Below are 23,048 nucleotides of genomic sequence, written 5' to 3'. Positions count from 1 at the left end.
GAAATGACAAATGACTCTTGTCTATTGCCTCTTGACTCAGCACTCAGCACTTTTTTAGCTCAATTCTTCAGACTCAGGGGAAAAATTGCCTAAGCTAGCACTGGGAAAAGAAGCTGGCAGAGATTGACTATTAAGAGCGTAAGGCTCCGCCAGATTAGAGCGTAATTGCCGCATCAGGCTTGCCATTTCTAGGGCATTCATTGCGTATTCCCAGCCATGATTGCTTTTTATCCCTGCCCGTTCTAAGGCTTGCTGCATAGTGTCTACTGTCAAGATGCCAAAAATCACCGGTACACCAGTTTGGAAGCTAGCGGCGGCAATGCCCTTGGCTACTTCCGAAGAGACATAATCAAAATGAGGTGTTTGCCCCCTAATGACAGCACCCAAGCAAATTATCGCATCATAGCGATGAGAAAGTGCTAGCTGACGGGCGACTACGGGCACTTCAAAGCTTCCAGGAACCCAAACGTAGTCTACCTGATTACCGTGGGGGTTGGGATCGACACCGTGGCGTTTCAAGCAATCTTGACATCCCTCTAGCAGCTTTACGGTAACAAGGTCATTAAATCGACCAATTACGAGTGCAAACCGCAAGGGTTCTGTTTGGGTAAAAGTTCCCTCAAAAACTGCCATGACCGCCTCTTAACAAACTATACTTCAAGGCTAATATACATTTCTTCTGTAAAGATAGAAGAGCAGAAGAACACAATCAGCTAAGAAAAACAAGGTTAAACCATCATCCTCATTACTTTTTAGCTCGGCTCTTCTGCCCTGATAGGATCTATGCTATTTACTTGCGTTCGGAAGCGATCGCTTATACTACAAAAAAGTTTAATAGCCCGACTAAGAATACCAAAGCAAACCAGACTCCAGAACCAAGCCAGAGTAACTTTTTCGATTCAACCCAATTTTGGGGCGTAGCATAAGCCACAGGAACGCCAATCACTAATACAAAAGACAGCAGAACGAGTGCCAACAAAGAGATTTGGAATATTATGGTCATTTTTGCTTCTCCCAAGACAGCGAAATACTAAAGATAGAATATCGTACAGGGCAACACTGACATTTTTCCACGCCACTTGACGGCAGTTGCTTCAAGCCGGGAAACCCGACGCCAGTTGCTACAACGGAGGGAACCTCCGCAACGCACTGGCTCTCCAACGCACTGCCTCCTCCACTTGGGGAGCTACCCGCGTGCGGGAGTTGCCTCCCGTTGAGCGGACTGGCGTGAGACCCCTTGGCGCTAGCCTCTCCCAAAGGGAGAAGACCGCAGTGGCTCTTATTTGTTAAGCTAGCAGAAATTGCGTCACTATAGTCATTAATCCCAAGTCCAAAGTCCAAAGTCCAAATAAATATTGACTCTTGACTTTTGACTCTTGAGTGTTAAGTGTTGACTATGGACTTAATTCTTTGCCACACTACAGCTGATTTTGACGCACTCGGAGCAGCAGTAGGGCTGACACGTTTACAACCAGGAAGCAAGATTGTACTGACTGGTGGTGCTCATCCACCTGTACGAGATTTTTTGGCGCTGCATCGGGATGAGTATCCGCTGATTGAACGGCGTTCGGTAAATCCAGAAAAAATTCGTTCTTTAACTGTGGTGGACGCTCAACAGCGCGATCGCTTGGGTAAGGCTGCTGAGTGGCTGGATTTACCTAATTTAAAAGAAGTCATTGTTTATGACCATCACGTGGGGCAAGAACTCAACATTCCTGCTACACAAATCTATATTTCCCCTGTAGGAGCCACTACAACTTTAATGGTGGAGCAATTGCAACAACAGCAAATCTCCTTGACACCATCTGAAGCGACTGTAATGGCTTTGGGTATCCACGTTGATACAGGCTCATTGACATACGAGCAAGCAACACCAAGGGATGCTTTAGCTTTAGCTTGGTTGATGCAACAAGGAACCAGTTTGTCGGTAATATCTACTTACATTGACCCTGGTTTATCGCCACAATTGCAAGAGCTATTAACCGAGGCTTTAGATAAATTAGAATATCTCTGCTTGCGTGGATATACGATTGCTTGGGTAACGTTGAAAACTGAGGCATTTGTGCCAGGGTTATCGAGTCTCGCTTCCCAACTGGTAGAGCTAACTGAAATAAATGCTTTACTGTTGGCAAATGAATATCCTTTATCAGCAGATGATTCCCGCTTAACTGTAATTGGGCGATCGCAAATTCCCGATACAAATCTCAACCAATTATTTCAACCTCTAGGCGGTGGGGGTCATTCGCAAGCAGCATCGCTGAATTTACGCGCTGTAGATTCCCAAGCAATCTTAAAACAGCTCTTAGATAAGTTCAAATCCACTATTCCCCATCCCCTGACAGCAAGAGACTTGATGTCTTCCCCTGTCCGCACCATCCGTCCTGACACCACAATTACGGAAGCACAGCGGATCTTACTGCGTTATGGACACTCTGGGTTATCCGTAGTCGATACCGCAGGGCAACTTTTAGGTATTGTTTCTCGGCGGGATATTGATATCGCCCTACACCACGGGTTTAGTCATGCACCAGTCAAAGGCTACATGACAACAAATGTCAAGACTATTGCAACTGACACGACATTGCCACAAATTGAAGCGTTGATGGTGACCTATGATATTGGGCGTTTACCAGTCTTAGAAAACGGGCAATTAGTCGGGATTGTTACCCGCACTGATGTATTGCGGGAATTACATCAAAACAGTGCTGAGTTTCGAGTGCTGAGTTCCGAACCTCAAGTCTCCCTCAGCACTGAGAAATCAGGACTCAGCACTGAGTTAAAAAATCGCCTAACTCCTCAATTATGGCAACTGCTGACTCAAGCATCTCAAGAGGCAGAAAAAAGAGGTTGGCATCTGTACCTTGTAGGAGGTGCAGTGCGGGACTTGCTATTAGCTGAGGACGCAACCGGGACTTTAATGATTAAAGATATTGACTTAGTAGTTGATGGCTTTCATAAATCAGCAGATGTTGGTGCTGGGGTGGAACTAGCTAAGGCGTTGCAAAAAATGCACCCAGAGGCCCGCTTAGAAATTCACGGTGCTTTTCAAACTGCGGCTTTGCTATGGCACAAAGACCCAGAATTAGACTCTTTATGGGTAGATATTGCAACTGCTAGGACAGAATTCTATCCTTATCCTGCCGCGAATCCGGAGGTTGAGGCGAGTTCTATTCGTCAAGACTTATATCGTCGCGACTTTACCATTAATGCTATGGCGCTGCGGTTGACTTACCCCCGTGCTGGTGAATTACTTGATTTCTTTGGGGGGCTGCTAGATTTACAGGCAAAGCAAATTCGGGTTCTACACGCCAACAGCTTTATCGAAGACCCTACCCGCATTTATCGTGGCGTGCGTTTTGCTGTACGCTTCGGATTTGAAATTGAACCACAAACTGAAGACTATATCCGCTACGCCATCAATAGTGGTGTTTACGATCGCACTGCACAAGAAAATAGCAAAACCCCAGGTTTACAAACCCGCTTGAAAGCAGAATTGAAACATATTCTAGAAGCAGCCTACTGGAAACCTGCTTTGCAGTTACTCGATAACTTGGGAGCATTGCAGTGCATTCATCCCACTCTCAAATTAGATGCGGAAATCTTACGGCAGCTACGTTTGCTAGAGCGCTGTTTGCAACGATTCGATCGCCAACAAACCTTAATTCACTGGCAAATGCGGCTAGAAACTTTAATCGCTCACCTATCGCCAGAATATCGGGAGAAAGTAGCGAAAAATCTCCAAATGCAAGAGGATAGTATTAGCAGGTTAAAAAACTTAGCTGAAGTAAAAGCTAAGGTAACGGCATCATTATCTACTTTTAAACGACCCAGCCAGGTAGTAAATTTGCTGCGACAATATGACTTACCAACACTAATTTTAATCGCTTTGCAAAGTCCGCGATCGCACCGACGGCTGATTTGGCATTATTTAACAGTTTGGGCTAATGTTCAACCAATTTTCAATGGTAATGATCTAAAGAAACTAGGCTACAAACCCGGCCCGCAATATCGACAAATCCTTGATGAGCTACTAGCTGCTACCTTAGATGGCGTGATTACAAATAAAACTGAAGCACAAGAATTTTTAACCGAGCATTATCCTCAGTAAATTTCCTCTTCTCCTTTGCGACTTTGCGCCTCTACCTGAGAAAAAAGATTTTCTATTCCCTTTATTGAGATTTATGAAAAGACGAACTTTGAGATCTGAGAAAAATAAATTTAGGGAAAAGGTAAATAAACTATACAGTCTTGATATTCATTTTCTTCGGAAGCTAAAGCAGCTAATATTAATTCTTGTAGATTTTCCCCGAAACTTAAATTTGGATTAAGAATGAAAATTCCAGGAATATGCCGATTATTATCCATATGATCGGCTAAATGTACTGGCATAGAAGTTCTATTATTTGTTACCAGTACGAAATTATTCTCTTCACACCAGCACAAAATTTCTGGATCTAGTGTACTTTTTGGTGGCGTTTCAGATTCACCTACTACCTTTATGAGAATATTTGGTTCTCGTAGTCTAATTTGATTTGGATAGATAGGATTGACATTTTCATCAATCAGATATTTCAACGCCATCTCTCTGCCTTTTAGCTTGTCTTTCAATCCGCATCTGGCGCATTTTTTCTGATATGGGTGGAGGATTTAAGCGTTGTTGTTCTCTCATTCTATGACCATGTTCTATCCAGTTTTTCATATAAGTACTTACCGTTTCTTTATTTTGTAGATAATAAAGAATAGTTGCATATACTTGTTCTAAAGACAAAGATGTATATATCTGGGCAATTGCTTCTGGAGAACGTCCACAATCAATGTATTCATAAAGAATTGTTTCAATACCAATTCTTGAGTCTTTCACTCTAATATCTTCAGGAGAGAGAAAGTTGAAATAATCTGTAATGTTCTTGCTTGACATAGTAACCTTAATTCATTTGTGCAACTCACTCTTGTCTATATTATACGGATTCAATTACAGCAGTTTTCACCTATTTGAACCACAACTGTCCTAGGGGTAAAGCGCATTGCTAAACCCCTACAACGTAGTCTATTTACAGTCAGTTAAGGATTGTCTTTAAGGGCGGGGATACCCAGCTTATATAAATGCATTTGAATTGAGCCTGATTCTTCGGGTCTTGGTAGGAAAAAATATTTTCTAATGAAAGCGTTGCTTGATTATGTTATTAAAAGCTCACGCTAAGGCGCAAAGACGCAAAGAAAGGCCAAATATTCACTCTACGGCATAAGCAGTAAACTGACGTTTAAAAGGCGAATAGAAACCAATCACAATATCTGAGGCAGGTACACCAAAATCAACCAACCTTTCCGCGATCAGATCTTCTGTACCGTTATATTGAATCCATATTTTCCCATTTAAAATATCAAAATGCATTATAGGGCCAAATACCCGCTTATCCTCATCCCAGCCCACATAAGCTAATTGATAGTGGTCGTTCTCACGATCAAAAATTAATTGCGGTTTAACAGCATCTTTATGAGAACTAATTTGTGCGTGTTCTGTCAAAATTTGTTGGATTATTTGGCGATAGCGTTCTATTTTATCCATTGCCGTATCTCCTCTTTTTTAGGGTCGTAAATTATCAATTTAATTTGATAACGTTGAAGTGAACTTTGAACAAAAGCAAGCTGAAAAAAATCTTAGTAAGTTTCATTAGGAACAGCTAAATAAATTATTCTATCTGTCTCATATTCTTCTAATGCTTGGCGATAATTAAGATATTGCCCAAGTGCCGTATGAAATTCATTAATATCCGAACCTGTAATAAAGCTCTTAATTTCAACTGCTATCTTTTCAGCATCACGTTCGGCTGCAATAGTATTTTCTGCTGCTAAATCTATCTGGACTTTAATCACTTCGCTAATCCGAATTGTCAACGGATCATTGGTAATTATCCAGCCATCTTTAATCAAGGCATTTTTTACCTGTTGATGGAAAACATCTCTAGCCATTTTTAAAAGTTATTATAAAGCTCACACAAAGACGAGCCAGTGCGTTAGACGGGTTTCCCAGCTTAAAGCAACTGGCGTTGTAAAGACGCAAAGAAAATCAAACACTTACATTCTTCCCCGCGTCTGTGTCTTGAAAAGTTCAGATCGCCGGCTTCCGGCGCTCCGACTTTTCGCTGCTATTCTGCGTGAGCAATTAATTTGTAGTTGATTTGGCAATTGCTCCTAATTGCAAACCTGATGGATAGCTACCATCTTCTTTGATACGCTTAATTTCTGCATCGCCAATCCGCAAATTTAGCTGTTGTGCTATTGTCTTCACAATATCTCCACGATCGATAACACCAGCTACAGCACCAGCGGGAGAAAGTACAGTAATACGGGGTAAGTGTTCATTTTCCAGCTTGTTAATCACCTCAGCTAGGGAAATTGTTTCCGCTACGGTAGGTATTTCTGTTAGAGGATGCACAATGCTTTGGAGAGTTTGAGTTTCCCATGCACTTCTTTCTACTAAGCGTAAATCATCAATGGAAACCATGCCTCGATAACGTCCATCAGAAGCAGCAAAATAAACTTGTGGAGCGTTAGTGTCTAGTAGATATGAATCAGCAAAGGAACGCAAAGTCTGATCGGCATCGACTACACGAAAGTCACGAGTCATAGCATCGCTAGCTGTGACTTTCAGTAAAGTTTCTTGTAATGTAGTGACGCTGTCATAAGTGTTGGCGTTACGAATCCCAAACCAACCCAACAATACAATCCACAAACCTAAAGCCAGTTCCCTAGTAAAAAAGTCTATGGCAAATCCTAGAGCGATCGCAGCATAACCCAAAATTTGCCCAGACCTAGCTGCTAAGTGTACTGCTTGAAAGCGATCGCCTGTAACTTTCCAGAGTGCAGCTTTTAACACTTGTCCTCCATCCAGAGGTAAGCCGGGAATTAAGTTAAACAGAGCCACAACTAAGTTAATTCTCGCCAAATCACCTACCATGACACTGATTGGGCTAGTTTCAGGCAAAACATAACCCACCAGGCGCAGTATAAAAAACAGCCCAATACTAACTAAGGGGCCAGCGATCGCTACTTGAAAAGCTTTACCCGGAGTTTTGGATTCTTCTTCTATAGCAGCAATGCCACCAAACAAAAATAGGGTAATCGAATTAACTCTAATTCCTTGCGATCGCGCTACCAAACTGTGACCTAATTCGTGTAACAATACCGAACCAAATAGCAGCAGTGCCATTACTATACCTGCACTCCAGGCTAAAACACTCCCCCATTCTTGATAAGCTACCCCAAAGTTGAGGGTTGCCAATCCTAAAATCACGAACCATAAAGGGTCTAAAAATAGTGGAATTCCAAATAAAGACCCGATTTTCCAATTTGTTTGCATGACATTGTCCTAAAAGTAGATATTTACATTTTCAGATGATATAAATGATACAAGTATGTTTTTATACTGGAGATTCGCCTACGATCAAGTCACAGAGCGCTCATCAAAAACTTATGCCTGAAATGAAGGCTTTACCAAACCTTGGTGACGATGCTCTCATTTCTAGAATAGACAATTAACCATATTTAATCATTTTGAGAAAATAAAATTCTTCTTCCCAAAGAATAGCAAATGAGTGTGGGGTCAAGAGTTACTTTTGACGAAGGCAAATCTGTCTAAAGATACTGCTTTAGCGATATTGAAAAAAGTAATTTCTGATCTACTCAATCCTCCAACTTTAGCTATGAGGTAATACTTGGTACTCAGAACTACTGAATACCTTAAAGATGAAGGTGTAGAAACCCGATTTAAATACTAGAGATTACCTTTATTGCTAATAGACTATCCTTGCCATAGTTGCAAATTTTACTAGCGACCAGAAAAATACGATTTTCAAAAAATTACTGAAGCATTCATTAACCAATAATAAAGGTATGTTGATGCTTTTACAAGAAACAAATTTCAATTCGGTTTTTACTTAATCATATGTTTGTTTTTTACTAATATCTAACTGGGTGAATGTAGGAAATACAAATTTATCACAATTTGTAAAAGGCTGAACTTTTGTTAAACCAAGATTATGATACGGTGAATTTAACACTGGAGCTAGTAATACTATATTTCTGAGATAAACAGTATGCTTTTACCAGTTTTTTACATGGAAAGTCTCGATCAAATAGACACTGTAAATCTTTCTCGCGGTGAAGTCCAGGTTCGTAAGATTGCAAAAAATATTTCCTTAATTCCGACTTTTTTTGTCTATGCAATCTTTTTACCGCTACTGATGATTTTATATTACTGTTACGAACCAGGTAAAGAAATAGTTCAAGGTTTTATCTTTACTTTTATTATTAAACCAACTCGCTGGTTCTGCTATCAAATCGTTTATTTTATGTGTGATTTTTTAAGAAAATTAAATAATTAAATCCCCAGAAGCATCAGTAAGTAGAGTATTTTTTCCTTTCTGCTACCCCTCCTTGCCATATATATTAACCTTCAACTCACAAGTCAAAGGGTATTAGTTTATTTACTAGCTGCTTGCAATACTAGCAAATTGGGATGAATAGTATTGTTTGAGATGGCTGAAACTGCCTGTAGCTCAATATTATTATATAATCTTAAATTACTATAAGGCAGGAAACTAAGCACTTACTAAGAACTTAGTCTCCTACCTGTAAAATGCGTTACTAAGAATATGCTAACCACAGCAAAATTTAAAGAATGCTGATAGTTATTTAATCTGAAAACGGCAGCAACGCATATATTTAGCGGAGAAACAACCTGAATATATTTTCAGGGTTTTGGCTTCAAAGAGACTTGGATTGCCGCGCCTCTATTCATAAAAATTACAAACGACCGATGTTAGTCAATCCTAAAACAATCCCAGTACCGATAATGTGACCAAAAGCCATTGCAGCAATAAATGTGGGAATACTTACAGGAAGACCTGGCAGTTTAGGACCCACATTGGGCTTTTCAATTCTCGTAGCTAACAAAAGAACTACTATGCTACTGATGCTGATGATAATTGCTACTGTGGGATTCCATGCAGGTGTTGCAGGAACAGTTGTAGCTGCTGCTAGTAAAATTGATGAAATCAAGCTTGTGTCTCCTAAATAGGATAATTATGTAATCCATCAAGATTATAAAATTTATTAGGAAAAAACCTGAAATTATTGCAAAAATATCTACCTTTATATAGGTATTTATCCTAAATAACTCAATATCTATGCGAATTAAAATTTGTGGCATCACCCAACCACAGCAGTCTGTAGCGATCGCCTCTCTTGGAGCCACGGCACTAGGATTTATTTGTGTGCCTAATTCACCCCGCTATGTTAATATACAGCAAATTCAAGCAGCAGTGGTACCACTACCAGAAAATATTGACAAAATCGGTGTGTTCGCCAACACCAGTATTACAGAAATCAAGCAAACAGTAGTTGAGTCTGGTTTAACTAGTGTGCAGTTACATGGTAATGAATCACCAGAATTTTGCTCCCAACTGCGCCAAGCTTTGCCAGAGATAGAAATTATTAAAGCCTTTAGGATTCGCAGCAGCGAACATCTTGAGCAAGTAGCTGAGTACACCAATTATATAGATACTTTATTGCTGGATGCCTATCATCCGCAGCATCTGGGAGGTACAGGTCAAACTTTAGATTGGAGTATGTTACAAACATTTAGCCCAAGTTGCCCTTGGTTTCTAGCTGGGGGATTAACACCAGATAATATTTTGGACGCTCTAAATATGCTACAACCCAGTGGCATTGATTTATCTAGTGGTGTGGAAAAGGCACCTGGGGATAAAGATTTAGATCAAGTCGCCAAGTTGTTTGTCAAGCTAGCAAATATTCAATAATAAATGTCCAAAAATGCGATTTATTTAGGTCAATATCAAATTAGCCAATTGTCTGTGAGAAATTAAGGGAGGAGCAAAAAGCGATCGCTGATTACAATCAATCAGTCTCAACCCAAATTGACCTATGTTTACTACAACCGCAGTCTTGTTCGTCAACAACTGGGAGACAAAAAAGGCGCCATGTCTGACGACAAGCTGCTAGCTTGCGGCAACGCTCCGCGAACGCATCTACGCAGATTACAACCAAGCCGTTAGACTCGATCCAAGTTTACGTAAGTAAATTCAGTATGGCAAGTGCTGAGTCCTGAGGCGAAAAATTTTCAGGACTCAATACTTAGTACACCTCGTCATTGATAGGTGTGGAGAATACTGAGGGCTGATGCTGGATTTGGCTCTATTTTACCCAAGTGACGCGTACTCAGCACTTAAAAGAATGCTGCTTGGTGACGAATTAAGTTCAAGAATTCTTCGCGGGTTTTTTGTTCATCTTGGAACACACCAAGCATCGCGCTGGTGACAGTCCAAGAACCAGGTTTTTGCACACCCCGCATCACCATGCACATATGACTAGCTTCCATGACTACTGCAACCCCTTGAGGATTGAGGATAGTCTGTACTGCTTCTGCAATTTGGCGAGTGAGCCTTTCCTGTACTTGCAGACGACGGGAATACATCTCGACAATCCGCGCCAACTTACTTAGTCCGACAACTTTTTGGTTGGGGATATAAGCAACATGTGCTCTACCCATAAAAGGCAACATATGGTGTTCGCACAGGCTAAAGAAATTAATATCCCGTACTAAAACCATCTCGTTATGCCCTTCATTAAAAATGGCTCCATTAACGAGTTCTTCTAGAGATTGGTTGTAGCCACTGGTCAGAAACCTCATTGCCTCTGCTACCCGTTTGGGGGTTTTTAGAAGCCCTTCACGTTCCGGATCTTCTCCCACACCCAATAGTATTTGCCGCACGGCTGCTGTCATTTGCTCCATCTCTTCTTCTTGAGGAGGATGCAAATTTGGTTCACGTCCGTCGTGAGTATTGCGATCGGGTCTAGGACTGATGGCATCTGTCAAGTCTGGAATTAGAGGCGATTGAGAGCGATTAGAACCGTTAGAACTTGCGATAGTCATATTAAGTCTTAGTAAGGATTAGTCATTAGTCATTAGTCCTGAGTCATTAGTCATGTGTTATTGGCAAAAACATATGACACAAAACGAAGGACTGATTAGAGAACGCCAGCGCTGGGCATGAGAATTAATTCATCAATGACCGCTTGTGGTGGCAATAAGGCTATGTGCAGAATTGACTGCGCAACAATTTCCGGCGTTAACATCTTTGAACGGTCAAAGTTGGCATGGACTGTTTCTGTATCCCAAAGTTCGGTATTAACGGCACCAGGACAAATCGCGGTGACGCGAATGCCGTGGACGCGTTCTTCTTGCGCTAAGGCTTGAGAAAGAGCAATCACACCAGCTTTACTGACGCTGTATGCACCCCAATTAGAAAAAGCTTGCTTCCCGGCAATCGAGGCGACGTTGATCATGGTGCCTCTGCCGCGATCGCGCATTCCTGGCAAAATCCCCATAATGCACTGGAAGACGCTAGTTAGATTTAAGTTAATCACTTGCTGCCAATCTTCTAAGGGAGTTTCGCTTAAGGTGGCTGTATACGCTATCCCAGCATTGTTTACCAGAATATCTATATCGCCAAATTCATTAGCGATCGCTTGTATTTGTTCTTTTACTTGCCAAACACTAGCTAAATCGACAGCATAACTTCTTGCTTCAACTCCTGTGTGCTTTGCTGCTACTGCAACTGCCTCCAACTTCTCCAGGGAGCGGCTAACTAAGGCGACATCTATTCCCGCCTTCGCAAATGCCAAAGCAGTTGCTTTTCCAATTCCACTACTTGCCCCAGTAATTAGGGCGCGTCGTTTCGGCTCAACGCTCATGCTATCTCCAGATTTGTTGGCGGTTGGGCGAGCTTATTCCTACCCCATTATTCAAATCTCTCGGCTTGCTATAGATTAAACGAATCTAAAAAATAGATTAAATAAATCTAAAAAATCCGATGATTGCTTTCGGCAACTGTTATCTTACACTGCCAGGATGGGTTTGTTTTTTGATTAAGTATTTGCCCAGGGATGAAGAAATAATGCTCGTCTGGGGAATTTCATCCGAACATTTAAAATTAATTAGCAAATATTCAGACAAACCAATCATCCAATTGACTTGGTTAGTCCGAAATGAAAACGCCTATGACTGAGAAGATTGTTAAAAATCTTTAAGCGTCATAGGCAATTATAGCATTGCTGCCATGCTAATCAAGCATCTCAAGGTTTTTAGTAGGCAACTTCAGTAAAAACGCCAATTTTGCGGAATTTTTCATAGCGCAGTTGGCGGCGTTCAGAAGCAGTTAAACGATTGAGTTCGTCTAAATTCTCTAATAAAGCTTGTTTGAGGGTATTAGCAGCTCCTATCGGGTCAGAATGAGCGCCACCGATGGGTTCAGGCAATATTTGGTCGATAATACCCAAATTTTTCAGGTCATGGGAAATAATTTTCAGAGCCACAGCGGCTTGGGGAGCCTTGGTGGCATCTTTCCACAAAATGGCGGCACAGGCTTCTGGAGTAGCAACAGTATAGACAGAGTGTTCAAACATCATCAAGCGATCGCCTACCCCAATACCGAGTGCACCACCAGAACCACCTTCACCAATGACTGTACAAATAATCGGCACATCCAAGCAGAACATCTCTCGCAAATTGTAAGCGATCGCTTCTCCTTGACCTTGATGCTCGGCTTCAACTCCAGACCAAGCTCCGGGCGTGTCGATAAAAGTTAAAATCGGCATGGAAAACTTGTTGGCGTGTTCCATCAACCGCAGCGCTTTGCGATAGCCGCCAGGATAGGGCATACCAAAGTTACGGGCAATATTATCCTTGGTATCCCGCCCTTTTTGATGACCCAACATTACTACAGGCTGCCCACCCAAACGACCGACACCACCCACTAAAGCCGGATCGTCACCACCACAGCGATCGCCATGTAATTCCATCCATTCATCACTGATAGCCTGAATGTAATCGAGAGTACTAGGGCGGCGGGGATGGCGAGCCACTTGCAGTCTCTGAGATGGAGATAGACTAGTAAAAATTTCCTCACGCAGTTGCATAGCGCGCGCTTCTAATTGGCGTATCTGACCAGATACATCGACGCCATTTTCTTCTGCAAGTTGCCGAATTTGGTCAATTCGCGTGGCCAGTTCTGCTAGCGGCTTTTCAAAATCTAACAGTAGCGGTTTACGCTCGGTAGTTGCCATCGTACAAGTTATAAGTGTTGAGTTGTTCAGAAGGCAGGAGGCAGGAGGCAGGAGACAGAAGGAAACTACACTTAAAAGCCTGGGACTTAGTTTTTAAGCTTTTTATACATTGGTACAAGCAATCTCAATATATTTGAGACTTCAAACCTTGCTTTAAACCCAGAACTAAAGTTTTTATTTATACTTTTTTCACTTCTGCTATCTGCCATCTGCCCTCTGCCTTTTTTGTAATGGTTAAGTAGAACCTAATTAGTCATCAGTAATTAGCTAATGACTAATGACTAATGACCAATAACCAATAACTAAACCAGCAGTGGCCTAAATCCATGCTTAACTGAAACCTGACCAATCTGCTCCATTTTGTCTACGGTAATCTGATTACGCCCCCAAGAAAAGTTCGTATATAACTTCTCAAATTCCAGGAGCATTGATTCCGCAAAACAAGCAAACAACTGACGTCCTGGCACCTCCATATTGACGATTTTCATGATTTTCCAGTCAATGTCTAGAGAATGCTCAACAATCCCACCATTTAACACATATACCCCTGGATGCTGAATTTTTGTCCCTAAATTTTTAGGATAGCCACCATCAATTAGCAAACAAGGTTGTTTCAACCTAGTGGGGTCAATTTCCACGCCTTTGGGCATACTAGCAACCCAAACGACAATATCAGCTTGGGGTAGGGCTTCATCCAAAGACATAATTTTGCCCCGCCCCAGTTCAGCTTGTAAATATTGCAGCCGTTCTTGGTTACGGGCTATGAGTAATAGTTCTTTGACATCTGTTTTCGCATCTAGCCAGCGCGTAACTGCACTGCCAATGTCCCCCGTTGCGCCACACACAGCCACGGTTGCTTGCGATAAATCAATACCTAATTGTTTCGACGCTTGTTCCACCTGCCGACAAATAATGTAGGCAGTGTGAGTATTGCCTGTAGTGAAGCGTTCAAACTCTAGTTTGATATTACGAACTTGGCTAAACTGCTCCAAGCTAAAATTTTCAAAAATAATTGAGGAGAATCCGCCTAAAGCTGTGATATTAATGCCATGCTTTTGAGCATGGGCCATAGCGTTGAGGATCTTGCGCGTTGCCGCCTTAATCCGGCGATTCGCCAACATTTCTGGTAAGAAGCATGATTCTACATATCGTCCTTCAATTTTCTGCCCAGTGACACTAGTCACAGTAATGTTATCAACAATTTGCGGCGGGGCGCTGCACCAAAAATCTAGCCCTTGATCGGCATATTCTGGGTATCCCAAGTCTTGAGCTACGGCTTGAGCGTGTTCCAAACTAGTCAGATGTCCAATTAGACCAAACATGTATTGATATATTAGGCGCGTGCTGCGTCGAAAGCGTGGAATTTAAGTGGGTTAAGAGGGAATGACTTACTCTTAAAAAGAGTACATAAAGCGTAATATACATCAGGGGCAACGCCAGCAGTTACCCCTATAGGTTATATTTAAGCGGCTGTGAGTCCGTAAGCTGATAGGCGCATGATATCGCGTGTACTGAAGCCTATATTACTTAATGCTTCACCGTACTGAATCATAAAGTCTTCTACCAAAGCATCTTTTTCCATTGCCAATATTTGGGCATCATCTGCAACTTGGTTGAGCATTTTCCAAACAATGGGAAGGTTTTGACGATTTGCTTCTTCTAGTTCAGTTTTGGCTTCGACAAAGTTTTCTTTTAACCAAACTTCGCCAAAGTTGAGATGGCTGTATTCATCTTTTACTACACCCTCAGTAATTTTGCGGGCAAAATCATCGGCAACAGGGATGTAGATGTTGTATGCTGCGATCGCAAAACATTCAATAATCAAAGACTGAATCAGCAAGCAAGTAACTACTTTACCTTCTGCTGCTGCTTTTTGAAAGTTGCTATGCAATCCCAGAAAAAACTCTTTGGCAAATTGCAGATCCGGCACTACCTGTAAATTGCGTCCACAAGCTTCAAATCCTTTCTTATGGCGACTTTCCATTTTAGATAGGCGAATCAATTGCTCTTGATGTTCCGGCAGCATTTGGGCCAGTTGGATGTAATTATCGTAAGCTTCTTGCTCACCTTCAATTACAATCGCATTAATGCGGCTGTAGGCGTCTTTGTATTTTTCGCTCCGGAAATCAATTTCAGGTTGCTCTGTAATCTGCTGCATGTTATCTTTACCCCTGTAAACGTGAATCATTTGATACCAAAAATAAATTTACCCTATGAGTTTAGGGTAACAATCACTGTGATTTAATTTAACTTAACAAGTCACTATGTTTATAGATTAGCTGTTGCTGGGGGCGATGCTCTAGTACTACAAACACAAATGCTTGAAAGCAAAACTCATGTCTAAAGTACAATCGAATCTGAAATATACCGATTTTTTAAGCCTAGGAGTTTTACTAATAGGCGCTTTTATCGTTTTGCTGCCCTTGTTTGTAGTTTTCCTCACTTCTTTTGCGCCTGGAGGAGCAACGCCGGAAGTTCTACAGAAAAATAACTGGACTTTAGCTAATTATCAGGATGCATGGCAGCGGGGTAAGTTTTTATTGGCGTTTGCTAATTCTACCTTAGTAGCGATCGCAGTGACCGCGTTTCAGATTGTGACTTCGGCTTTGGCAGGTTATGCCCTCGCAAGATTAAAATTTCGCGGCAGACAAGCACTGCTATTGATTGTCTTAGCAACTTTAGTGATACCCTTTCAGTTATTGGTGATTCCCATCTTTTTGGTTTTGAAGTGGGGTCATTTGATCAATACCTACGGGGCTTTGATTCTACCAACGGCTGTCAACGGCTTTGGAATTTTTTTGTTACGTCAATATTTCCAGACAATTCCCATAGAGTTAGAGGAAGCCGCAACCATAGACGGGGCGAACCGACTGCAAATTTTGTGGCGAGTGATGTTACCTTTAGCACGTCCAGCCTTGGTGACGCTGTTTTTGTTCACCTTTATTGCTGAATGGAACGATTTGTTTAAACCGTTGGTATTTACCACACGCCCGGAATTAAGAACAGTGCAGCTAGCATTGGCAGAGTTTCAGGAGCAGTTTACCAATAATTGGCCCTTGATGATGGCAGCGGTAACAATTGCAACTGTGCCAGTGATGGTTCTCTTCCTCATCGGTCAGCGTCAGTTTATTCAGGGTATTGCGACGACAGGGATTAAGAATTAGTCAAGGGAGAAGGGAGAAATAACAAAGGACAAATGACCAATGACAAATGACAATTCCTAATTCATTTCCTGAATTTGTAAGCGGATAGTATGTTCAACAGTGCCACTCAGTTGCAATTCCATGATTTCACCACCTAAGGGTTCTAAAGAACTGAGAAGCGATCGCAAATTTGGTGTACTTGCACCTGTATCTACATACAATCGATCTGCTAAATTACTGATGCGCTTCCAAGTCATGTATAACTTGGCGATCGTTTGTTCAATCTGAGATGCTTGATTTACTAAATCAGCCGCTATAGTTAAACAGCCTACTCTTTGCGCTTCTTCTAAGGCTGTTTCAATATCAACATCTGCTTGGGTCAATGCTTGAACTTGAGCAGCGGATTTTAGATATTTTGCCAGATAACGCGCTTCGGTAGTTACCTGTTTGAGGGTATCAACATCGGGGTTAGCAGCAATTTCTTTTTGTAAGTATTTTTGGTGGGGTTCTGGCAGTTTTTCCAATTCCTTCACCAGTGGGGCGATGTAGCGAGGGGGAAGGGTGTTATCTGCTGCTTTTACCTTGACTGGTTCTGGTAGCAATTCTGAGGACATTGCTGTCCATTCGTCGCTGAGTTGGCGTACTTCGCGCCGAGTGATGCGATCGCCTTTTTGCGCAGCTTCACTCACCATCTGCTGCACTTCTGGGGAAGCTTTGGAAGTTTCGACAAAAGCCCGTTTACTAAAATTATTGACCGTGCCAGGATCGAGTTTACCTTCTTCTAAGAGCGTATCAGCACTGTTAGCTAATTGAATCCAAGCATAAGCTTGACTTTTGCTGATTTCTCGTTCTTTGAGCCAGCGGAGAAAACCAGCACCTCGACTATCACCACCGATTTTCTCGCGATCGCGGATCGCGCGTAAAATTCGTCCCCGCCAGATTTCGGTTTGTAAATCAAAGCGATCGCATACCTGCCAAGCTACATCTAGCTGTTGTTGAAAATCCGACTCTAGAATCTGTTCGTCTTCTGGATCGGGCAGTTCAAAGGTAAGATCCGCTGGCTGTTGCAAAGCAGCAGCAATGTCGTTGATAGATTCGTTATATTCCACGACTGGTTGCCGAGTAGTGTATGCGTCGGCTTATTATGCCACAATCTGTGTACTTGGGTAGTGAGATAAAGTCAAATTTTACCTAGTTCATTTGTATTAATTGCTGCTTCTTTCATTGAGTCTCGACTCAGAAGTAGTAGAACAAATAATTTTTTTAGCGTACACCATTGGCTAAAATTCCCAAAATTTTATTAACATCTTTCAGGTAATATTCACTTAAGTCAATCTGAATCTCTTGCCCGTCTAATTTCAAAAATTGCCAAATACTTCCAGTTGTAACAGTTCCATAAATTGCCAAGTTTTCTTTACCTGAGCGTTCGTTAAATATTCTTGCTGCTAGCATCTCTGCTATACATTGTCCTAAACCAGCAGGAATATTTTCTTTTTTCGCCTCCACAATTACAACTACTGGTGCTGTAACAATTAACCTTTCTGGAGAATCGCTAATAATAAAATCACAAATTCCGTTCAATCCCTGTGCTGCATCAACATTAAATTCAACTCCTGAAAACAAATTTATCTTGTCATTTAATTGTCTCCTCAGGTCTATTAAAATTGGTGCAATAATCATTTCTGAACGAGCTTTTTCACTATTGCTAGCAATTGCTATAGGTACATTATATTGAAGAATTTCTTTTAATAACTGGCTGCACTCTAAATCAGATACATTAGCAAAAATATCAGCCGCTTCAATAGTATTTATTTGAAAAGTCTGTTTAACTTTCTCTAAATTAAAATCGCTGTATGCCATATCAGTTTTATGAATATTTTGATGATCTGCGAGATCCCCGACTTCTTCAAGAAGTCGGGGATCTGAACACCGAATATGAGCAACTAAGTAGCCATCATGAACTGCGTACACCAGAACGGATGAAAAAGGGGCGCTTAGGTTAGGGGCTAGGAGCTAGTATTTTTTACTCGCACTTCTTTACTTTTTCAAGCCAGCTAATCACGGGAAAAACCCACAAACCTTGCCATGAAAATCTTTCTTCTCTAGTCCCTAGAACACCGAAAATCTCGGATGGTGTGTTGCTATAAGGCATAACACACCCTTGTATTTTGAAACTTCCCCGCCGAAATGGCAATTGCGTAGGCGTAGTCAGCTTTCTCTAAGAGAGGCTCCGCAAATGGCATCGCTTAGTTTGTTAATGATTAGTAGTCATCATTCCAGGCGTACACCAAAACACATAAAAAAACTTCTGATTCCCCTTCTCGCTTACTCTGAAGGGTTAGGGCGTGTTTTCAAAACCAAAAAGCCTTTTGCACAAAGGAAAATTTTGTCTATGTCGTGCCCGCACTACGTATTTAATTATGAAATTTAAAGATTAAGTGAACTTCCCAAAAACTGCATAAGCTCGAAATCCCTAGATATATAGTAACTCGTAGGTGTAAATCAGCAAACTCACTCAGATTTATGAGCCAAAGAGTTGAAAACTCAAGACAGCAGAGCATTTCACAGATTTTTTGGTACTTGCTACCAAAATTGGCCCGCTACAGTTTCATTTTATTGCTGAGTGTGGTTTTGTTGCCTGATGCAGTGGGGGCAAAGAAAAGTACAGAGTTGCAGATACCACAACAGGCGAAACCAATTTTTCAAGACGATATTCGTGTGGCAGCGAAACCAGCGTATGCAGATTCGTTTTCAGAAAATATAACTAGGGAAGTCTTTACTAGTATTAACGCTGCAAGCTTAGGGCTGCAAATAGCCCAGTCACCAGCTACAAAACCTGCGCCAAGTCCAATCCAACCACTAATTGATAAAGCATCTCAACTCTACAAAGAAGCAATTGAACTGTCCAAGCAACCATCAGCAGCAGCAAAGCGACAAGCAATTACAAAATACGAAGAAATACTAAAAATCTCGAGATTACCAGAAGTACGTGCAGTAATACCTCAAAAAGCTCGCTCCTATGATGAAGCTTCTATACTTGGTACGATCGCCATTATTTACGGTAATCTAAATGAAAACACCAAAGCTCTGGAATATTTTGAGCAAGCATTAGCTATTTCGCGGGAACTAAAGGATCGTCTTCTTGAAGCTGGTACACTTTTTGGGTTCGGCAATATCTACGGCTTCAACCTGACTGAATACACAAAAGCTGTGGGATATCTGGAACAAGCATTAGCTATCTTGCGGGAATCCAAAGAACCAGAAGCTCGCTCCCAACAAGGTGTAACGCTCTTAGCACTGGGTGTATTTTATCGGGAATTAGGGGAAAAGCAAAAAGCGATTGATGCCTACAACCAAGCCCAGTCATTGTATGACAATCAATCCAAGGAAAAGGCTCAAGCACTATCTGGAATTGCTGGAGTATATGGTACATTCGGCGAACCTAAAAAGGAGCGTGAGTATTTAGATCAAGCCTTAGCGATTCACAAGGCAAATAACGATTTACCAGAACAAGCAAATACACTGACATCTCTCGCATCCAATTACGAAAATTTGGGTGAAACAGAGAAAGCCCTTGATTATTACCGACAAGCACTAGAAATCTATCGGCAAACAAAAGATTTATTTAGACAAGGATTAACACTCGGTTACATAAGCTTAATCTACAGTGGAAGAGGCGATCGCTCTTCAGCAGAAAAATATATCCAGCAGGCTTTAGAGTTACAAAAAACAGTCCAAAAACAATTAGAACAGGACGTAAAATCTCAAAGAAATCAAATCATTATTCTCAAGCAGATTGCCTCCAGTTATCTTTCGTTGGGCGATACACAGCAGCAAATTTATTACTTAAATCAAGGACGAATTATAGCCCATGAGCTAGGTAAAACTCAAGAAGAAGCAGATATTATTTCCAGCATTGGTTTGGCTTACTATCATCTCGGTGAGACTCAAAAAGCCAAAGAGAATTTTACTCAAGCTTTAAAACTACAAACTGAAATTAAAGATTTTCAAGGAGAAGCTAAAACGCTAGTAAATATTGCTTCTATCCATAGACAATCAGGGGAATTTCAGCAAGCCTTAGATATACTCAACCAAGCACTAGAGATTTCTCAGCAAAAACAAAACTCCCTTCTAGAAGGCAGCATTCTCTTTGACATCAGCTATGTTTACAGAGATTTAGGGGCTGATGAATTAGGTATCGAAAAAAGCAAAGAAGTTTTGGCAATATATCAGCAAAGTAATCCGTATTTAGTAGGAAGTACTCTATATTCCATAGGTGTTGCTTATCTACAAAGCTGCTTTTATCAAGAAAAACCAGAAGATTGTCGTCAAACATTAGATTATTCTAACCAGGCTTTAAAATACGCCCACGAAAAAGCTTCTGTTTCTAACGAAATTACCATTCTTGGAACTATTACTAAGGCTTATGAATTATTGGAGGATTATCCCCAAGCGATAAAAAATGGCGAAAAAGCTTTGGAATTATCTCGCAAATATAACCTTAAGAATAAAGAAATGAGTACTCTCGGTTTTTTAAGCGCCGCTTATGAACGCGCAGGAGATTATCAAAAAGCACTTGATGCTAGTAAACAATCTTTGTTGCTATCACAGCAACTAGGAGATTTAACATCACAAGTTACCGTCTACAAAATCCAAGGTACAATTTACAAATCTATGAAGCAGCCACAGCTGGCTATAGAGGTTTACAACCAAGAACTAAAGCTAGCGCAGCAAATTGGTGATATATCAGAACAAACTTATCCACTTTATAAGATAGCCATTATTGAGCGCGACAGAGGAAATCTCAACAAAGCCAAGACACAAATAGAATCAGCCATAAACATCATTGAGAATACGCGCAGCAAAGTCAACAGTAACGACTTGCGTACTGCCTACTTCGCCACAGTGCAGGATTATTACAAGTTTTACATCGACTTGTTGATGCAGTTGCACAAAAAAGACCCATCAAAAGGATACGCTGCTGAAGCACTGCACATCAGTGAGCGATCGCGCGCCAGAAGTCTCATAGATTTGTTAAACGAAGCTCATGCCAAAATTCTTAAAGGCGCAAACCCAGAACTAGTACAACAAGAACGCGATTTACGGCAAAAAATTGATGCTAGAGATGCACGGCGGCTAAATTTACAAACCTCAGCAAATAAGAATGATCCGAATACCAAAGAAACAATTCAAACACTGTCTACAGAAATCAGTAATCTCCTAGGCCAATACAAAGAAGTCCAAGCAAAAATCCGGGCTAATAACCCCGAATACGCGAAATTAATCAACCCAAATCCCGAAAAGGATATTCTCCAATTACCCCAAATTCAACAACAACTCGATAAAAACACGCTGCTGTTGCAGTATTCCTTGGGAGAAGAACGCAGCTATTTGTGGGCTGTCACTCCTACATCTATGCAAGTTTACACACTCCCCTCACGGGAGGAAATAGAAAAAGTCGCAACCAGATTCTATGAAAGTTTGCAGCAAGGATCAGCCAGTGACATATCCATTCCAAACGCACAACAACTTAGTAAACTCATCCTCGCACCCGTCGCTGATAAATTATCAGGAAAACGTTTAGTAATTGTTGCTGATGGTGGGCTGCAAACCATTCCCTTTGCAGCGTTGGCTGACATAACCCCCCAACCCCCTTCCCTGCAAGGGAAAGGGGAGAAATCAAAGCCTCTCTCCTCGCAGGAGAGAGGTTTGGAGAGAGGTTCCCAATATCAACCTCTGATGGTAAATCATGAGATTCTTAATTTACCTTCAGCCTCAACCATCGCCTTTCAACGCCAACAACTCGCCAACCGCAAACCCGCACCAAAAGCTTTGGCTATCCTCGCTGATCCGGTATTCAATGCAACAGATTGCCGATTTACCTCAAAAGATTGCCGAGAAACTGACACACCCCAACCTATTAACTCTAATCTTGATACTAGATCTCAATTAGAACAATCTGCCCTGAGTCGTTCCGCCAAAAACCTGAAACGCAATGGTTGGGAGAGGCTACTATACACAGGAGACGAAGCAAAAGCAATTTTACAACTTATACCATCAGAAAGCAGCCTGCAAGCCTTCGGTTTTGATGCCAACTATAATTGGGCAACCAGCAGCGCCTTAAATCAATACCGGATTCTACATTTTGCCACCCACGGAATAGCTGATCCCAAAGAACCAGGTTTATCCGGCATAATACTGTCTAAGTATGATCGAAAGCGCAACGAAATATTACCCAGTAAATTGACTTTGGGAGATTTGTTTAACCAAGATTATCCAGCAGAGTTAATTGTCTTAAGTGCCTGCGAAACTGGACTTGGTAAAAACGTCAACGGTGAGGGATTAGTCGGCTTAACACGCGGCTTAATGTATGCGGGTGCAGCGCGGGTTGCGGTATCCCTGTGGAAGGTTAGCGATGAAGGCACATCAATATTAATGCAGGAATTTTACAAACAGATGTTACAGGAAGGTAAAACCCCGGCTGAGGCGTTGCGTGCAGCCCAAAGTAAGTTATGGCAAGAAGGGCGTAGTCCTTATGAATGGGCAGCTTTTACTATGCAGGGGGAATGGCGATGAATTTGCAGCTAAAGATAGTAATTCTTGCATAAGGAGTAGGGAAATTCGGTGTTATTTATAAACGGAACTAATCTATTTTCCAACCCCCTAACTTCCAGCCTAATCCCAGTTCGGTAAGCTTAGTCTGTGTGTCCGTATCTGCACCTTTCTGGGTGATGATTAGTGAAAGATCTAAGTACGTGA

At 41.5% G+C, this 23,048-nt stretch carries 20 protein-coding genes and 1 pseudogene; 6 read left to right on the top strand and 15 right to left on the bottom strand.

Features of this window, described 5'->3' with window-relative positions:
• Positions 1–54: 54 nt before the first annotated feature.
• Complete coding sequence (gene ribH / locus BV372_RS17570; RefSeq protein ID WP_086687786.1) at positions 55–633, bottom strand: 6,7-dimethyl-8-ribityllumazine synthase; 579 nt, start codon at positions 631–633, stop codon at positions 55–57.
• 181 nt (positions 634–814) lie between these two features.
• The gene (psbZ, locus tag BV372_RS17565; RefSeq protein WP_086687785.1) at positions 815–1,003 is read right to left on the bottom strand and encodes a photosystem II reaction center protein PsbZ; all 189 of its coding nucleotides are present in this window, start codon (positions 1,001–1,003) and stop codon (positions 815–817) included.
• A 393-nt stretch (positions 1,004–1,396) separates the two neighbouring features.
• Here psbZ and BV372_RS17555 point away from each other — a divergent pair, with 393 nt between their 5' ends.
• Positions 1,397–4,108, top strand: coding sequence for a CBS domain-containing protein (locus BV372_RS17555; RefSeq protein ID WP_086687783.1), 2,712 nt, complete (start codon positions 1,397–1,399; stop codon positions 4,106–4,108).
• Positions 4,109–4,218: 110 nt separating this feature from the next.
• Here the strand turns inward: BV372_RS17555 and BV372_RS17550 are convergent, their stop codons facing one another.
• From BV372_RS17550 to BV372_RS17530, 5 genes and pseudogenes are all read right to left on the bottom strand, one after another.
• Positions 4,219–4,608: a DUF5615 family PIN-like protein gene (locus BV372_RS17550; protein ID WP_306298988.1), complete on the bottom strand. Its 390-nt coding sequence runs from the start codon at positions 4,606–4,608 to the stop codon at positions 4,219–4,221.
• Entirely contained in the window at positions 4,559–4,918 is a 360-nt protein-coding gene (locus tag BV372_RS17545; RefSeq protein ID WP_086687781.1) for a DUF433 domain-containing protein, read from the bottom strand. The genes BV372_RS17550 and BV372_RS17545 overlap by 50 nt, the downstream gene beginning before the upstream one ends.
• A 312-nt stretch (positions 4,919–5,230) precedes the next feature.
• On the bottom strand, positions 5,231–5,566 hold the full coding sequence (locus BV372_RS17540) for a XisI protein (protein WP_086687780.1): 336 nt from the start codon (positions 5,564–5,566) through the stop codon (positions 5,231–5,233).
• Positions 5,554–5,970: pseudogene (locus BV372_RS17535) on the bottom strand (XisH family protein). The gene BV372_RS17540 and the pseudogene BV372_RS17535 overlap by 13 nt, the downstream one beginning before the upstream one ends.
• A gap of 193 nt (positions 5,971–6,163) precedes the next feature.
• Positions 6,164–7,360, bottom strand: a complete 1,197-nt coding sequence (locus BV372_RS17530; RefSeq protein ID WP_086687779.1) for a site-2 protease family protein — start codon at positions 7,358–7,360, stop codon at positions 6,164–6,166.
• Positions 7,361–8,096: 736 nt separating this feature from the next.
• On the opposite strand from BV372_RS17530, the gene BV372_RS17525 reads away from it, so the two are divergent.
• A complete protein-coding gene (locus tag BV372_RS17525; RefSeq protein WP_086687778.1) occupies positions 8,097–8,384 on the top strand; it encodes a hypothetical protein in 288 nt (95 codons plus the stop codon).
• 421 nt (positions 8,385–8,805) lie between these two features.
• Here the strand turns inward: BV372_RS17525 and psaK are convergent, their stop codons facing one another.
• Positions 8,806–9,060, bottom strand: coding sequence for a photosystem I reaction center subunit PsaK (psaK, locus tag BV372_RS17520; RefSeq protein ID WP_086687777.1), 255 nt, complete (start codon positions 9,058–9,060; stop codon positions 8,806–8,808).
• Positions 9,061–9,188: 128 nt separating this feature from the next.
• Here psaK and BV372_RS17515 point away from each other — a divergent pair, with 128 nt between their 5' ends.
• Entirely contained in the window at positions 9,189–9,821 is a 633-nt protein-coding gene (locus BV372_RS17515; protein WP_086687776.1) for a phosphoribosylanthranilate isomerase, read from the top strand.
• 425 nt (positions 9,822–10,246) lie between these two features.
• On the opposite strand, the gene folE is transcribed toward BV372_RS17515, so the two are convergent.
• From folE to BV372_RS17485, 5 genes are all read right to left on the bottom strand, one after another.
• A complete protein-coding gene (gene folE, locus BV372_RS17510; RefSeq protein WP_086687775.1) occupies positions 10,247–10,954 on the bottom strand; it encodes a GTP cyclohydrolase I FolE in 708 nt (235 codons plus the stop codon).
• Positions 10,955–11,049: 95 nt separating this feature from the next.
• Entirely contained in the window at positions 11,050–11,775 is a 726-nt protein-coding gene (locus tag BV372_RS17505; protein ID WP_086687774.1) for an SDR family oxidoreductase, read from the bottom strand.
• A gap of 390 nt (positions 11,776–12,165) precedes the next feature.
• The gene (locus BV372_RS17495) at positions 12,166–13,146 is read right to left on the bottom strand and encodes an acetyl-CoA carboxylase carboxyltransferase subunit alpha (RefSeq protein WP_086687772.1); all 981 of its coding nucleotides are present in this window, start codon (positions 13,144–13,146) and stop codon (positions 12,166–12,168) included.
• Positions 13,147–13,448: 302 nt separating this feature from the next.
• On the bottom strand, positions 13,449–14,468 hold the full coding sequence (locus BV372_RS17490; protein ID WP_086687771.1) for a long-chain acyl-[acyl-carrier-protein] reductase: 1,020 nt from the start codon (positions 14,466–14,468) through the stop codon (positions 13,449–13,451).
• A 140-nt stretch (positions 14,469–14,608) separates the two neighbouring features.
• On the bottom strand, positions 14,609–15,304 hold the full coding sequence (locus BV372_RS17485) for an aldehyde oxygenase (deformylating) (protein ID WP_086687770.1): 696 nt from the start codon (positions 15,302–15,304) through the stop codon (positions 14,609–14,611).
• Positions 15,305–15,482: 178 nt separating this feature from the next.
• Here BV372_RS17485 and BV372_RS17480 point away from each other — a divergent pair, with 178 nt between their 5' ends.
• Positions 15,483–16,310, top strand: a complete 828-nt coding sequence (locus BV372_RS17480) for a carbohydrate ABC transporter permease (protein WP_086687769.1) — start codon at positions 15,483–15,485, stop codon at positions 16,308–16,310.
• A gap of 56 nt (positions 16,311–16,366) precedes the next feature.
• Here BV372_RS17480 and BV372_RS17475 read toward each other — a convergent pair whose 3' ends face one another.
• Both BV372_RS17475 and BV372_RS17470 read right to left on the bottom strand, forming a co-directional pair.
• Positions 16,367–17,398 (bottom strand): hypothetical protein, encoded by a 1,032-nt coding sequence (locus BV372_RS17475; protein WP_086687768.1) that lies wholly within the window; start codon positions 17,396–17,398, stop codon positions 16,367–16,369.
• 154 nt (positions 17,399–17,552) lie between these two features.
• A complete protein-coding gene (locus BV372_RS17470; protein ID WP_086687835.1) occupies positions 17,553–18,149 on the bottom strand; it encodes a hypothetical protein in 597 nt (198 codons plus the stop codon).
• Here BV372_RS17470 and BV372_RS36400 point away from each other — a divergent pair.
• Together BV372_RS36400 and BV372_RS17465 are read left to right on the top strand one after the other, a co-directional pair.
• A complete protein-coding gene (locus BV372_RS36400; protein WP_179198130.1) occupies positions 18,143–18,292 on the top strand; it encodes a hypothetical protein in 150 nt (49 codons plus the stop codon). The two genes, BV372_RS17470 and BV372_RS36400, sit on opposite strands and share 7 nt — an antisense overlap.
• Before the next feature lie 520 nt (positions 18,293–18,812).
• Entirely contained in the window at positions 18,813–22,865 is a 4,053-nt protein-coding gene (locus tag BV372_RS17465) for a CHAT domain-containing protein (protein WP_086687767.1), read from the top strand.
• Positions 22,866–23,048 lie beyond the last annotated feature (183 nt).

The sequence above is a fragment of the Nostoc sp. T09 genome, from assembly GCF_002154695.1.
In the GTDB taxonomy this organism is placed as follows: Bacteria; Cyanobacteriota; Cyanobacteriia; order Cyanobacteriales; family Nostocaceae; genus Aulosira.
The sequence above is the reverse complement of the archived record's forward strand: the minus strand, read 5'-3'. Positions and strand labels throughout refer to the sequence as shown.

What these genes read in the sequence shown, in the direction of transcription:
- ribH (WP_086687786.1), bottom strand. Translation starts at nt 633, where the DNA reads ATGGCAGTTTTTGAGGGAACTTTTACCCAAACAGAACCCTTGCGGTTT.
- psbZ (WP_086687785.1), bottom strand. Translation starts at nt 1,003, where the DNA reads ATGACCATAATATTCCAAATCTCTTTGTTGGCACTCGTTCTGCTGTCT.
- BV372_RS17555 (WP_086687783.1), top strand. Translation starts at nt 1,397, where the DNA reads ATGGACTTAATTCTTTGCCACACTACAGCTGATTTTGACGCACTCGGA.
- BV372_RS17545 (WP_086687781.1), bottom strand. Translation starts at nt 4,918, where the DNA reads ATGTCAAGCAAGAACATTACAGATTATTTCAACTTTCTCTCTCCTGAA.
- BV372_RS17540 (WP_086687780.1), bottom strand. Translation starts at nt 5,566, where the DNA reads ATGGATAAAATAGAACGCTATCGCCAAATAATCCAACAAATTTTGACA.
- BV372_RS17530 (WP_086687779.1), bottom strand. Translation starts at nt 7,360, where the DNA reads ATGCAAACAAATTGGAAAATCGGGTCTTTATTTGGAATTCCACTATTT.
- BV372_RS17525 (WP_086687778.1), top strand. Translation starts at nt 8,097, where the DNA reads ATGCTTTTACCAGTTTTTTACATGGAAAGTCTCGATCAAATAGACACT.
- BV372_RS17515 (WP_086687776.1), top strand. Translation starts at nt 9,189, where the DNA reads ATGCGAATTAAAATTTGTGGCATCACCCAACCACAGCAGTCTGTAGCG.
- folE (WP_086687775.1), bottom strand. Translation starts at nt 10,954, where the DNA reads ATGACTATCGCAAGTTCTAACGGTTCTAATCGCTCTCAATCGCCTCTA.
- BV372_RS17505 (WP_086687774.1), bottom strand. Translation starts at nt 11,775, where the DNA reads ATGAGCGTTGAGCCGAAACGACGCGCCCTAATTACTGGGGCAAGTAGT.
- BV372_RS17495 (WP_086687772.1), bottom strand. Translation starts at nt 13,146, where the DNA reads ATGGCAACTACCGAGCGTAAACCGCTACTGTTAGATTTTGAAAAGCCG.
- BV372_RS17490 (WP_086687771.1), bottom strand. Translation starts at nt 14,468, where the DNA reads ATGTTTGGTCTAATTGGACATCTGACTAGTTTGGAACACGCTCAAGCC.
- BV372_RS17485 (WP_086687770.1), bottom strand. Translation starts at nt 15,304, where the DNA reads ATGCAGCAGATTACAGAGCAACCTGAAATTGATTTCCGGAGCGAAAAA.
- BV372_RS17480 (WP_086687769.1), top strand. Translation starts at nt 15,483, where the DNA reads ATGTCTAAAGTACAATCGAATCTGAAATATACCGATTTTTTAAGCCTA.
- BV372_RS36400 (WP_179198130.1), top strand. Translation starts at nt 18,143, where the DNA reads ATGCCATATCAGTTTTATGAATATTTTGATGATCTGCGAGATCCCCGA.
- BV372_RS17470 (WP_086687835.1), bottom strand. Translation starts at nt 18,149, where the DNA reads ATGGCATACAGCGATTTTAATTTAGAGAAAGTTAAACAGACTTTTCAA.
- BV372_RS17465 (WP_086687767.1), top strand. Translation starts at nt 18,813, where the DNA reads ATGAGCCAAAGAGTTGAAAACTCAAGACAGCAGAGCATTTCACAGATT.